The organism is Streptosporangium sp. NPDC001681, from assembly GCF_040298085.1.
Taxonomy (GTDB): domain Bacteria; phylum Actinomycetota; class Actinomycetes; order Streptosporangiales; family Streptosporangiaceae; genus Streptosporangium.
Window position 1 is genome coordinate 58,120 of the sequence record NZ_JBEOZN010000042.1, and the last position, 13,266, is coordinate 71,385.

The 13,266-nt window shown below is 70.9% G+C and carries 10 protein-coding genes; 7 read left to right on the forward strand and 3 right to left on the reverse strand.

Annotated elements, in window-relative coordinates; genetic code table 11:
* Nucleotides 1-21: 21 nt before the first annotated feature.
* Together ABT130_RS20625 and ABT130_RS20630 are read left to right on the forward strand one after the other, a co-directional pair.
* On the forward strand, nucleotides 22-765 hold the full coding sequence (locus ABT130_RS20625; protein WP_350925605.1) for a TerC family protein: 744 nt from the start codon (nucleotides 22-24) through the stop codon (nucleotides 763-765).
* A gap of 140 nt (nucleotides 766-905) precedes the next feature.
* Complete coding sequence (locus tag ABT130_RS20630) at nucleotides 906-2,105, forward strand: cytochrome P450 (protein WP_350957389.1); 1,200 nt, start codon at nucleotides 906-908, stop codon at nucleotides 2,103-2,105.
* Between the two features lie 22 nt (nucleotides 2,106-2,127).
* Here the strand turns inward: ABT130_RS20630 and ABT130_RS20635 are convergent, their stop codons facing one another.
* From ABT130_RS20635 to ABT130_RS20645, 3 genes are all read right to left on the reverse strand, one after another.
* Nucleotides 2,128-3,234, reverse strand: coding sequence for a DUF418 domain-containing protein (locus tag ABT130_RS20635; RefSeq protein ID WP_350925609.1), 1,107 nt, complete (start codon nucleotides 3,232-3,234; stop codon nucleotides 2,128-2,130).
* A 128-nt stretch (nucleotides 3,235-3,362) separates the two neighbouring features.
* Entirely contained in the window at nucleotides 3,363-4,121 is a 759-nt protein-coding gene (locus ABT130_RS20640) for a GNAT family N-acetyltransferase (RefSeq protein ID WP_350957392.1), read from the reverse strand.
* A 218-nt stretch (nucleotides 4,122-4,339) separates the two neighbouring features.
* The gene (locus ABT130_RS20645; RefSeq protein WP_350957394.1) at nucleotides 4,340-5,305 is read right to left on the reverse strand and encodes an SAM-dependent methyltransferase; all 966 of its coding nucleotides are present in this window, start codon (nucleotides 5,303-5,305) and stop codon (nucleotides 4,340-4,342) included.
* A gap of 421 nt (nucleotides 5,306-5,726) precedes the next feature.
* On the opposite strand from ABT130_RS20645, the gene ABT130_RS20650 reads away from it, so the two are divergent.
* From ABT130_RS20650 to lysX, 5 genes are all read left to right on the forward strand, one after another.
* Nucleotides 5,727-6,617: a Rossmann-like and DUF2520 domain-containing protein gene (locus tag ABT130_RS20650; RefSeq protein WP_350925615.1), complete on the forward strand. Its 891-nt coding sequence runs from the start codon at nucleotides 5,727-5,729 to the stop codon at nucleotides 6,615-6,617.
* Nucleotides 6,618-7,029: 412 nt separating this feature from the next.
* Nucleotides 7,030-7,857 (forward strand): pantoate--beta-alanine ligase, encoded by an 828-nt coding sequence (gene panC / locus ABT130_RS20655; RefSeq protein ID WP_350957406.1) that lies wholly within the window; start codon nucleotides 7,030-7,032, stop codon nucleotides 7,855-7,857.
* Between the two features lie 260 nt (nucleotides 7,858-8,117).
* Entirely contained in the window at nucleotides 8,118-10,658 is a 2,541-nt protein-coding gene (locus ABT130_RS20660) for an L-aspartate oxidase (RefSeq protein WP_350957397.1), read from the forward strand.
* Nucleotides 10,658-11,440 carry a type III pantothenate kinase gene (locus ABT130_RS20665; protein WP_350925619.1) on the forward strand — a complete coding sequence of 261 codons (783 nt, stop codon included), beginning with the start codon at nucleotides 10,658-10,660 and terminating at the stop codon, nucleotides 11,438-11,440. The genes ABT130_RS20660 and ABT130_RS20665 overlap by 1 nt, the downstream gene beginning before the upstream one ends.
* Before the next feature lie 200 nt (nucleotides 11,441-11,640).
* The gene (gene lysX, locus ABT130_RS20670) at nucleotides 11,641-13,143 is read left to right on the forward strand and encodes a bifunctional lysylphosphatidylglycerol synthetase/lysine--tRNA ligase LysX (protein ID WP_350957399.1); all 1,503 of its coding nucleotides are present in this window, start codon (nucleotides 11,641-11,643) and stop codon (nucleotides 13,141-13,143) included.
* Nucleotides 13,144-13,266: the final 123 nt, after the last annotated feature.

Consider the following 13,266-nt stretch of genomic DNA (forward strand, 5'->3'; position numbering starts at 1 on the left):
TGGAACCGGTTGGAGGCACGGATGTTGGATTGGGTGACCAACCCGGAGATCTGGATAGGGTTCGTCACCCTCGTCGCCCTGGAGATCGTGCTCGGCATCGACAACATCATCTTCATCTCGATCCTGGCCGGAAAGCTCCCGCCCGAGCAGCGCGACAAGGCGCGCAGACTGGGCCTCCTCGCGGCCCTCGTCAGCCGGTTGGCGCTGCTGCTGGCGCTGGCGTGGGTGGTGAAACTCACATCGCCGCTCTTCGAGGTCCTCGGCCAGCCGATCTCGGGACGGGATCTCATCCTGCTCGCCGGTGGTCTCTTCCTGCTGGGCAAGAGCGTCATCGAGATGCACGACAGCATCGAGGGCAAGACCGGGCACGGCAGCGCCAAGGTCGCGGCCTCCTTCGGCTCGGTGATCGCCCAGATCATGCTGCTGGACATCATCTTCTCCCTCGACTCGGTCATCACCGCGGTCGGCATGGTCGACCAGCTCGGTGTCATGGTCGCGGCCGTGATCGTCTCGGTCCTGGTGATGCTCTTCGCCTCGGGCCCGATCAGCCGCTTCGTGGACAAGCACCCGAGCATCAAGATGCTCGCCCTGTCGTTCCTGGTGCTGATCGGCGTCGTGCTGATCGCCGAGGGCCTCGGGCAGCACATCTCCAAGGGCTACATCTACTTCGCGATGGCCTTCTCGCTCATCGTGGAGCTGCTGAACATCCGGCTGCGCACCAAGACGGCCCAGCCGGAGAAATCGGACAGCCCGACCGAGGTGTAGCGGCCTGTGGCGGGCTGTCGAACGTCGGCGGACGGTTCAGCCTCAGGAGGCGATGGCGCTGGGGCCACCGGGCATCCGTCTGCCCAGCTCCAGGGGGCGGAACAGACAATTGACGCATGGGGCGACATTACGATGTCCGTGTGCGCTTTGATCCCTGGAATCCGGAATTCGTCGCCCATCCGTACGACGTCTACGACGAGCTGAGGCGGCAGCGGCCGGTCAGCTTCTTTGAACCGACCGGCCAGTGGCTGGTCGCCCGGCACGCCGACGTCAACGCGCTGCTGCGCGACCGTCGGCTCGGCCGCTCCTACCTGCACGTGGCGACCCACGCCGAGTTCGGCAGGCCCGACGACCCCGAGTTCCAGGACCCGTTCTGGCGGGTGGTCAGGGCCGGGATGCTCGACGTCGAGCCGCCGGTGCAGACCCGGCTCCGGCGCCTGGTCTCCAAGGCGTTCACCCCGCGCATGGTCGAGGCGCTCCGCCCCAAGGTCGCCGAGATCGCCGGGGGACTGGTGGGCCGTTTCGTCGAACGCGGCGGTGGAGACCTGATCTCCGAGGTCGCCGAACCGCTCCCGGTGACCGTGATCGCGGAGATGCTCGGCGTGCCCGAGGCCGACCGGCACCTGCTCCGCCCCTGGTCCGCCGACATCTGCGGGATGTACGAGCTGAACCCCTCCGTCGAGGCCCAGCACACCGCGGTACGCGCGGCCGAGGAGTTCTCCGCCTACCTCGTCGAGCTGGCCCGCGCCCGCCGGGCGAACCCCGGCGACGACCTGATCAGCGCGCTCGCCCTGGTGGCCGAGGAGGGCGACAAGCTCACCGAGGAGGAGCTGGTCGGCACCTGCGTGCTGCTGCTCAACGCCGGGCACGAGGCCACGGTCAACGTCACGGGCAACGGCTGGTGGTCGCTCTTCCGCAACCCGGGCGAGCTGGAGCGGCTCCGTGCCGACCACGGCCTGCTGCCCACCGCGATCGAGGAGATGATGCGCTGGGACACCCCGCTGCAGATGTTCGAGCGCTGGGTCCTGGAGGACATCACCGTCGGCGGGGTGGACATCCCGCGCGGCACCGAGGTGGCGCTGCTGTTCGGCTCGGCCAACCGGGACCCCGAGGTCTTCACCGACCCCGACCGCTTCGACGTCGGCCGGGTGGACAACCCGCACATCTCCTTCGGCGCGGGCATCCACTTCTGCCTGGGCGCCCCCCTGGCCAGGATCGAACTGATCGAGTCTTTCGGCGCCCTGCTCCGCAAGGCACCGAAGCTGGAACTCGCCGCCGAGCCCGGCTGGGGCCCTGGGTACGTCATCCGTGGCCTCACCGCCCTGGACGTGCGGGTCTGAACCGGCTCGCGCGCGGTGCCCGTCAGGGGGAGCGGCGCAAGGGCGGGCGCTGGGCCCAGGTGGCCCAGCGCCAGAGCCATTCGAGGGGGCCGTAGCGGTATCGGCGCAGCCAGAGGGTGGAGAGGAGCCACTGGGCGGAGAGGATGGCGCCGGCGATCAGGAACACGGTCGCCAGGGCCCAGCTTTCCGGCGAGCCGCCAAGGACGCGACCGGCCGCCAGCACCAGGATCGTGGCGGTCAGGTAGTTGGTCAGCGCCATCCGGCCCAGTGGTGCGAAGACGGCCCGCAGTGCCGGTCGGAGCGGAGTCCTGAGCAGGACCAGCAACACGCACACGTACACTCCCGCGAGCAGCAACCCGGCCACGGCCATCGAGAGGCCGAAACCCGGGTCGTTCGTGTCGCCGGCCAGGCCGACCTGCCACCACAGGGCGGGCACCGCCCCCGCCGCGAAGACCAGGCCCAGCACGGCCGGTACCCGGGTGGACTGCTCCATCCGGTCGATCACCCCGTACCTGACCAGGGCCGAGCCCAGCAGGAACAGCCCGGGGACCAGCACGATCCCGTTCTGGCCGGCGATCAACGGTGCCGCGAGGAGCACGGGGGCGAGGCCGGCCACGGCCCACCGGGGCAGCCAGGTCGAGGGCAGCAGCACCAGCAGGCCGATGACGGCGTAGACGGTGAGGATGTCGCCCCGCCACAGCAGGAACATGTGCGCCAGGCCCACCCCGAGCAGCACCAGGAGCCGGCGGAGCAGGAGTGTCCGAGGGGCGGCGGCGCGGTCCACGGCGGAGTTCAGCAGCAGTGAGAAGCCGATGCCGAACAGCAGGGAGAAGATCGGGAAGAAGCGCTGATCGACGAGCAGCCCCAGCCACGCGCCCTCCGGGTCCGCCGGCGAATCCACGACCACGTGGCCGACGTCGATGTTGGCTATCGGCTTGACGTTGACCAGCAGGATCCCGCACAGCGCGAACCCGCGCAGTACGTCGAGCGCGGCGATACGCGGGCGGCCGGGGGAGGACGTCGCGGGGGTTTTTCGGCCGTCGGCCCGACGTGGGCGCGCCGGCCCGCCGCCGTGACGCTCGGCCGGATCCTCGGCCTTCGGCACCGGAGGGGAGTCTTCGTTTGGCATGGGGGCATCCTGCGGACCCGGTCCGGTACCGGGCATCGGTCAAAAGCAGGGTTCGCACCGTCTCGGCCGTACTTTTGACCGGTCCCGCAGCTCGGCTCTCAGGCGGGGGTCCGTTGCCCGGGACCCCGTCACATCCACCAGGTCGCATCGGTGATGGTGTCGAAGCCGAGGGAGTCGTAGAGCGGCTTGCCGGCCTTGGCCGCGGTCAGGGTGGCGGGGAGGTCCCCCAGGTGTGCCAGGACCGCGTGCATGAGCGCCCGTCCGACTCCGTGGGAGCGGTGTTCTGGCAGGGTGGTCACCCAGTAGGTCCCGCCGACCGTACCGTCGACGACGGTCATGCAGGCCCCGGCGGGCACCCCGTCCCGCGCGGCGAGGAACAGATCGACTCCAGGGTGGCCCAGCAGGTCCTTGGAGAAGGCGTCCCCCGGGCGGTAGGGCTGGAAGTTGGTCAGCGGGAATCCGTGGACCACGATGCCTTCCGCGGTCCGCAGCTGCTCCACCGTCTCCACGTGGATGACCTCCACGGCCGGCGGCGCGGGGAGCGGACCGGGGTGGCGGATCATGACGGGAAGCTGTCCCGAGGGCAGGCCCAGAGCGCTCATGTCGACCGAGCCGAACGGATCCTCGACGACGACCCCGTCGGAAAGCCGGCGCCGGGCCAGGTCCGTCAGTTCGGCGAGATCGTCCGGACCGGGGTCCGGGGAGAGCAGCAGGATCCGCAGCCCGCCGCGCTCGCGTCCGTCCGAGCAGAGGAAGCCGGGGCGGCGGATCAGCTCGCTTCCCCGGGTCTGGGCGAGAGCCGTCCAGAAGGCGGCGGAGTTCTGGACGGCCAGCTGGAGAGAGGCCATGCGTTCGGCGGGAACGGCGTGTGTCGGGAAAGTGCTCATGGCATAGACCCTACGAGGCGAAAGGATCTTTGCTCGGCTTCCCCCGGCCGGGTGGATCGGGCCACTTCCGACAGCCCGGCGGTCGTCGAGTCCGGAGCCGGACGGAGCCGGACGGAGCCGCCGGGCCCCGGCGGCGATCGGTTCGAGGTGTTCACCGGGACCGAACGGTCTTTTCAGAGCGATCGGTTCGAGGTGTTCGCCGCGGGTGGGCGGTCTTTTCAGAGGCGGGTCTGGGAGAGCCAGCCGAAGCCGCCGAGGCCGCCGAGGGCGATCAGCTCCGCCTCCTCGGAGGCCCGCGCGAGGGTGTGCAGGTAGCCGCGCGGGTCGATCCTGGCCTGCTCGACCGGCGGGCGGTTCCCGGTGACGCCGAGAGCGCGCAGCGCCTCCCGCTGCGTGGTCAGCGCCGTCGTGACGGCCCCGGCGCTCTCGCCGGCGGCCGCGCAGGCGTCGAGCGCCACGTGGGCGGTGATGTCGCACGAGCCGTCGGGCACCGGCGCGACCATCGCCCCGTCGCGGTATCCGGCCAGCGTGCCGTACGGCGGCCGGTCGGCCAGGGAGTGGGCGTAGTCGATCGCGATCGCCCGGCCGCGTGCCAACCGTACGATCACCGACGCCCAGGCCCGGTCGCGTGGCCTGCCGATCTCGGCCCGCTCACCGGTGGCGCGCATCGGCCACCAGCGGGCCAGCCACGCGAGATCCGCCTCGGCCGGTCTGCCACCGAGCCGCTCCTCACCGTCGGTGACGTTGACCAGGACCAGCCGGGGCCCGTCGGCGGTCTGCTCCACGATGTCGACGGGAACGTTGTCCAGCCACTCGTTGGCGATCACCAGGCCGCAGATCCCGTCCGGCGCGGCCCTTACCCAGACGATCTCCTTGGGCAGCGCCGGCGGCCTGGCCGCCAGATCCACCGCGGTCACTCGGAGCCTCGACCGCAGCGCGGGCGGTGCGGCGGCGAGCACCCCGGCCGCCAGCAAGCCCTCACCGGCGCCGATGTCGACCAGGTCGAGCACCTCGGGGCCGCCAAGCACCTCGTCAACCGAGGTCAACTCGCGCAGCACGGCCTCGGCGAAGACGGGGGAGGCGCCGACCGAGGTCCGGAAGTGACTGGAGGGTCGTTCGCGGAGGTAGAAACCGCTCTCGCCGTAGAGCGCGTGCTCCATCGCGGCGCGCCAGGTGAGCCACACACTCTCAGACGCTACCCGCCGAGGCGGAGGAACGAGATCAACTCGCGCTGACGCTTCGGCTGAGTGCATGACTGCATTCTGTCATCGGCTCGCATGATCTTTGTTGATGCCAGGTCGGCGCGTCGCCACCTGGATCGCCGTGTGGGCCGGGTTTTCCGGCTCTGCGTGGACCCCGTACGGTCTGTGTCGCCCGGTTCGGGGATCTCGGCGGGGTTGACGCGCTGTCACCTGGATCGCCGGGCGAGCCGGACTCTCCGGCCCTCTGGCGGGTCTCATGCGCTCTCGGGGGCCCGGTTCCGGGCTCCCGGGGTGGAACAGGGCCGTCGCGCCGGAACCCGCGTCTTGACGCGGTTGCGGCGGCGCGGCCCGTTACGCTGGTCAATCAGGCACGAAGCCCCACATGGTCGAAGGACGTGACGTCATGGACGCAGTCGATCGCCCGGCACGGCTGGCCGTCGGAGTGGTTGGAGCGGGCAGGGTCGGTTCGGCGCTCGGCGCGGCGCTCGTCAGGGCGGGACACCGGATCGTCGCGACGAGCGGTGTCTCCGACGCCTCCAGGGAGCGTGCGGTCGAGCGCCTCGGGCTCGTCCCCGTACGGCCCGAGGACGTGGTGGCCGGAGCGGACCTCGTCTTGCTGACGGTCCCCGACGACGTGCTGCCCGAGCTGGTCTCCGGCCTGGTGGAGACCGGTGCGAACCTGCGGGGCAAGCTGGTGGCGCACACCAGCGGCGCGTACGGCCTGGCCGTGCTCAATCCGGCGATCAGGGCCGGAGCGCTGCCGCTGGCGCTGCATCCCGTGATGACCTTCACGGGCCGTGACGACGACCTGCGTCGCCTCACCGGCATCTCCTACGGGGTGACCGCGCCCGAAGGGCTCCGCCCGGTGGCCGAGGCCCTCGTCATCGAGATGGAGGGCGAGCCGGTCTGGATCGCCGACAAGGACAGGCCGCTCTACCACGCGGCCCTCGCGGGAGCGGCCAACCACATGGTGACGCTCATCGCGGAGTCCTCCGAACTGCTGGAGAAGATCGGCGTGGAGCAGCCGGGACGGATGCTCGGCCCGCTGCTCGGCGCGGCGCTGGAGAACGTGCTGAGGCTCGGCATCTCGGGGCTGACCGGCCCGGTGGTGCGCGGTGACGCGGGTACCGTCCGCAGGCACGTGGACGCGCTGATCCTCGCGGCCCCGGAGGCCGCGGACGCCTACGTGGCGCTCGCCAGGCTCACGGCCGACCGGGCGCTGGCGGCCGGGTTGCTCAAGCCCGAGGCCGCCGAACGCCTTCTGGACGCCCTGGGGGGCAACGTATGGACCTGAGCCCCCCTCGGCCACCGGCCTGACGGAGGAAACCGGTCCGATGACTCCCCGCTCCCCGAGGGGAGCGGCAGCCCGGCCCTGACCGTTTCGAACACCGGAACCGTGACAGGGAAGCGATTCACCTGCCGGGTGAACCCGGCGGTCTCCTCGCCGAACACGGCGGAGGGGGTCGGCCTGACGAGGGTGCCGGTCCGGCGAGGGGCCGGTCGACGCCGTGGGTCTTCCCGGCCGCCGGCCTGAGGAGGGGGTCGGTCTGCCGGGGGGAGCCGGTCGGTGCTGTTCTCTCCCTCCGTACGCTTGAGGTCGGGGGTCTCCACTCTCCAGGAATTTCGATGAACGTCACCCCTCTCCGGCCGGTCGGCCGGAGCACCCCCGGGAGGTTCCATTGATCGTGGCGGACGACCGCGCAGGGCTGCTCAAGGCCCGGGAGGCCCTGGGGATCGGCGTGGGTGCCTCCGGGGGCGGGAGCGCGCTGGCGCTCGTGCCGACCATGGGCGCGCTGCACGAGGGACACCGCTCGCTCATCCGGCTGGCCCGGCAGAGGGCGGCCCACGTGGCGGTGAGCATCTTCGTGAACCCGCTCCAGTTCGGCCCAAACGAGGATTTTTCCCGTTATCCCCGTACTTTTGATGCCGACCTGGAGGTCTGCGAGGCCGAGGGGGTGGATGTGGTGTTCGCCCCGTCGGTCGAGGACATGTACCTGCCGGACAGGCAGGTCGGCGTCTCCGCGGGGAAGATGGGCTCGATCGTCGAGGGAGAGTTCCGGCCGGGGCACCTCGACGGCATGCTGACCGTGGTGCTGAAGCTGTTCAACCTGGTCCAGCCGGACGTGGCGGTGTTCGGGCAGAAGGACGCCCAGCAGCTCGCGATGATCCGCCGGATGGTCGCCGATTTGAATCTGCCGGTCTCCGTCGTCGGGGCGCCCACGGTCCGCGAGCCGGACGGGCTGGCGCTGTCCAGCCGCAACCGCTACCTGTCGCCGGAGGACCGGGTGGCCGGTCTGGCCCTGTCCCGCGCTCTGCACGCGGGGGCCGGGCAGCGCACGCCGGCGGAGATCCGCCGGACCGCGCTCGCCGTTCTGGCGGCCGAGCCGTCGCTGGCCGTCGACTACCTGGTCCTGGTCGACCCCGCGACCTTCGCCGAGGTCGGCGACGACCACGCGGGCGAGGCGATCCTCGCGGTGGCCGCGCGGGTGGGGTCCACCCGGCTGATCGACAACGTCACGCTCACCCTTCGCTGAGTTCCGGAGGCTCTCCCGCGACGCGGTGGCGCCCGGTTCCTCGCGCGGGGGTTCGCCGTGCGCCCGGCAGGCGGGGGCACCGCTCACCCGCGCGCGAATCTCCCGCCGGTGGGTTCCCGTTCCGGCCGCCCACGGCCCAGAGGCACTGTGGTTCCGGGAGTGAGTGAAATGTCCTACCCCGGGGAACAGCCGCGCCGGGGATGGCGTTATCGTCACGCTGACGAAATGAACGGCCTCTATGACTCCGCGAGGAGGCGGCAATGAGCATCCCGGCCATACCCCAGAGGTTGACCGCTCCCGCTCCGGGATGGACGGTCCAGGCGGACGTGGTCGTGGTGGGCTCCGGCATCGCGGGTCTCACCCTGGCACTGCGGTACGCCGCCCTGGACTCCGAGGCGAAGGTCCTGGTCGTCACCAAGGACGTCCTGTCGTCCGGGTCCACCCGCTGGGCCCAGGGCGGCATCGCCGCGGTGCTCGATCCGCAGGACACCCCCGCCGAGCATCTGTCCGACACGCTCCTCGCGGGGGTGGGCCTCTGCGACGAGGAGGCCGTCCGGGTCCTGGTGACCGAGGGGCCCGACGCGCTGCGCGGCCTGATCGCGATGGGCGCCAGGTTCGACACCGACGAGGCCGGGGAGCTCCAGCTCACCAGGGAGGGCGGCCACCGGCGCGATCGCATCGTGCACGCGGGCGGCGACGCCACCGGGGCCGAGGTGCAGAGGGCACTCGTGGCGGCGGTCCGGGAGTCGGGGATCGAGGTGATCGAGCACGCCCTCGTACTCGACCTCCTCAAGGACGCCGAGGGGCGCGCCGCCGGGGTGACCCTGCACGTCATGGGCGTGGGCGAGCACGACGGGGTGGGCGCGGTCACGGCCAGGGCCGTGGTGCTGGCCACCGGCGGCATGGGCCAGGTCTACGCCGCCACCACCAACCCCGTCGTCTCCACCGGAGACGGGGTGGCGCTCGCGCTGCGGGCGGGGGCCGTCGTCAGGGACCTGGAGTTCGTCCAGTTCCACCCGACGGTGTTCTGGCTCGGCGAGGACGCGAGCGGCCAGCAGCCGCTGATCTCCGAGGCGGTCAGGGGCGAGGGCGCGGTACTGGTCGACGCGGACGGCACCCGGTTCATGCGGGACGTCCACGAGCTGGCCGACCTCGCCCCCCGTGACGTCGTGGCCAAGGCGATCATGCGGCGGATCCACGCCACCGGCGCCGACCACGTGTATCTCGACGCCCGCCACTTCGGCGAGGAGAAGTGGCGCACCCGCTTCCCGACGATCCACGCGGTCTGCCTGGAGCACGGCGTCGATCCGGTCACCCAGCTCATCCCCGTCGCCCCCGCCGCCCACTATGCCAGCGGCGGCGTCCGCACCGACCTGCGCGGCCGTACCAGCGTGCCCGGTCTGTACGCCTGCGGTGAGGTCGCGTGCACCGGCGTGCACGGCGCCAACCGGCTGGCCTCCAACTCCCTGCTCGAGGGGCTGGTCTTCGCCGGGCGCATCGCCGCCGACATCCACGCCGATGTTCGCGAAGGGCGGACGGTAGCCGGCGAACCGGTGCCCGACGACCGCCCCACCGGCCTGATCGACCCCAGGGCCCGGGTCAGGATTCAGGGGCACATGAGCCGGGGGGCGAGCGTGCTGCGCAGCCGGGAGTCGCTGGGAGAGGCCGCCAGGACCCTGCTGAACCTCAGGTGGACCCCGGTGGCGGTCGAGCCGTGTACCGAGTCGTGGGAGACCACCAACCTGCTGACGGTCGCCTCCGCGCTCGTGGCGGCCGCCCGCGCCCGCCAGGAGACCAGGGGGTCGCACTGGCGCGAGGACTTTTCCGAGAGAGACGACGCCTTGTGGCTGGGCCACCTCGATGTGACCCTGACAGCGGAGGGACCGACCATGACATACGTACCGCACGGGCGACGAGCGACCGTGCTGCCGCCGCAGGTGGAGAACGATCTCACCGAGGCGGGTCTTGACCCGGTCGGGGTGGTCGCGCTCCTTGAGGCCGCGGCGGCCGAGGACGTGGCGGGGGGTGACGTCACCAGCATCGCCACCATCCCGGCGGACCGACGCGACACCGCCGACGTGGTCGCCCGCGCGGACGGCGTGGTCGCGGGGCTGGCCGTGGCCGAAGGCGCGTTCTCCTACCTCAGCGGAGGCCGTCTGACGGCCGAGCGCAGGGTGAAGGACGGCGAGCGCGTCGCCGGGGGCGACGTGCTGATGACCGTCACCGGCCCCACCAGGGACCTGCTGACCGCCGAGCGCACCGCGCTCAACCTGCTCACCCACCTGTCCGGTATCGCGACCCTGACCGGTAGGTGGGTCCAGGCCGTCGAGGGGACCGGCGCCCGGATCAGGGACAGCCGCAAGACGCTGCCGGGACTGCGCGCCCTGGAGAAGTACGCGGTCCGGTGCGGCGGTGGTATCAATCACCGCATGTCACTTTCGGACGCCGCGCTGATCAAGGACAATCACGTGGTGGCCTCCGGCGGGGTCGCCGAGGCGTTCCGGGCGGTCCGTGACGCCTACCCCGGCCTGCCGATCGAGGTCGAGGTCGACAGGATCGACCAGATCGAGCCGGTGCTGGCTGAGGGAGCGGAGGAGATCCTGTTGGACAACTTCACGGTCGAGGAGCTGGTACGGGCCGTACGGCTGGTGGACGGCAGGGCGCGGCTGGAGTCCAGCGGAGGGCTGACCCTCCAACTCGCTCGTGATGTGGCCGAAACAGGTGTTGACTACCTTGCCGTGGGCGCGCTCACGCACTCGGCGCCGGCGCTGGACATCGCCTTGGACCTTCGGGGGAACTGATGCTGCTTGCCATTGACGTCGGCAACACTCACACCGTTCTCGGCCTCTTCGAGGGCGAGGACGTCATCGAGCACTGGCGGATCGCCACGGACGCCCGGCGTACGGCGGACGAGATCGCCGTCGTGCTCCAGGGGTTGCTCGGGCAGTCACCGCTGCTCAAGGGCACAGACGTCAACGGCATCGTGATCTGCTCCACCGTCCCGTCGGTGCTCAACGAGATGCGCGAGATGTGCCGCCGCTACTACGGCGACGTGACGGCGGTGATCGTCGAGCCGGGCGTCCGCACCGGGGTGCCGGTCCGGATGGACAACCCGAAGGAGGTCGGCAGCGACCGCATCGTCAACGCGCTGGCGGCCATCCAGCTGTACGGCGGGCCGTGCGTCATCGTCGACTTCGGGACCGCGACCTCCTTCGACGCCGTCTCCGCCAAGGGGGAGTACGTCGGCGCGGTGACCGCCCCCGGCATCCAGATCTCGGTGGACGCGCTCGCCGCGGCGGGAGCGCAGCTGCACAAGGTGGAGCTGGTCCGCCCCCGCTCCGTGATCGCCAAGAACACCGTCGAGGCGCTTCAGGCCGGCATCATCTACGGCTTCGCCGGTCAGGTGGACGGGATCGTCGAGCGGATGGCGGCCGAGCTCGCCGCCGACCCCGACGATGTCACGGTGGTCGCCACCGGCAGCGCGGCGCCGCTGGTGACCGGTGAGGCGCGCTCGATCGACATGCACGAGCCCTGGCTCACGCTGATCGGGCTGCGCCTGATCTACCACCGCAACGCCACCTGAGAGCGTTGCGACACCGGTGCCGTGACACCCGCGGGAACGCCGCGACGCCACCCGGGAGCGTCGTGACACCGCCCTGAGCGCGGTGTCGCGGCCGGCGGGCGCCGCGGTTCCCGGAGAGCACCGCGGCGTCCTGGAGTCCTCTCCGGCCTCCGGCGGTCGGCGACCTCACGAGGTTCGCCACATCGGTACCCTTTGGAACTGTGACCGATGAAGTGACCAACCCCGCCGAGGATCTGCCCGAGCAGATGCGCGTGCGCCGGGAGAAGCTCGACCGCCTCCGCTCCGAGGGCGTCGACCCCTATCCGGTGAACTTCCCGCGCACCGCGACCAACGCCGAGATCCGCCAGAAATACGCCGATCTCTCCGCTGACACCGCGACGGGCGACAAGGTGGGCGTCACCGGCCGCGTGATGCTGTCCAGGACCGGTGGCAAACTCTGCTTCGCCACCATCCGCGACGGCTCCGGCGATCTCCAGGTCATGATCTCCCTGGACAAGGTGGGCGAGGAGGCACTGGCCTCGTGGAAGCGCGACGTCGACCTCGGCGACCACGTGGGCATCGAGGGTGAGGTCATCACCTCCCGCAGGGGGGAGCTGTCCATCCTCGCCGACCGCTGGGCGATCACTTCGAAGTGCCTGCGCCCGCTGCCGGAGAAGCACGCCGGGCTCACCGACCCCGAGGCGCGGGTCCGCCAGCGCTACGTCGACCTCATCGTCAACGACGAGGCCAGGAAGCTGGCCTACACCCGTAGCGCCGTGGTGCGGTCCATCCGTGACTTCTGGCACGAGGAGGGCTACCTGGAGGTCGAGACGCCGATGCTCCAGCCGATCCACGGTGGAGCCACGGCCCGGCCTTTCAAGACCCACATCAACGCCTACGACATGGAGCTTTACCTTCGCATCGCGATCGAGCTCTACCTCAAGCGGCTCGTGGTCGGCGGTATCGAGAAGGTCTTCGAGATCAACCGCAACTTCCGCAACGAGGGCGCGGACTCCACGCACAACCCCGAGTTCACGATGCTTGAGGCCTACGGCACGTATCTCGACTACAACGACATGGCCGACCTGACCCAGCGGATGATCCAGAAGGCGGTCGTGGCGGCCCTCGGCCACTCCGTGGTCGTCCACCAGGGGCAGGAGATCGACCTCGGCCTGGCGAAGTGGCCGCGGATCACCCTCTACGGGTCGGTCTCGGAGGCACTGGGCGAGGAGATCACCACCGCGACGCCCCTGGAGTACGTACGCAAGCTCGCGGACGCCCGGGAGATCCACTGGGATGCCAAGTGGGGCCAGGGCAAGCTCGTCCAGGAGATCTTCGAGGCGCTCGTCGAGCACACGCTCATCCAGCCCACGTTCGTCATGGACTACCCGGTGGAGACCTCCCCGCTGACCCGCCAGCACCGTGACAACCCGCTCCTCACCGAGAAGTGGGACCTGATCGGGTTCGGCACCGAGCTCGGCACCGCCTACTCGGAGCTGGTCGACCCGGTCGAGCAGCGCCGCCGCCTCACCGAGCAGTCCCTGCTCGCCGCGGGCGGGGACGCCGAGGCCATGCAGCTTGACGAGGACTTCCTCACCGCACTGGAATATGCGATGCCGCCCACCGGTGGCATGGGGCTCGGCATCGACCGCCTCATCATGGCCTTCACCGGTAAGAACATCCGCGAGACCATCCTGTTCCCGCTGGTCAAGCCGACCGGCTGAGTCTGCGGGCAGGGGGGGGGGCGGGCGCGGGGGGGGGGGGGGCGGCCGGGGGCGGGGGGCGCGGGGGGCGGGCGGGGGGGGGGGGAGGGGGGATTCATGGAGCAGAAAGTAGCCGAAGGTAGT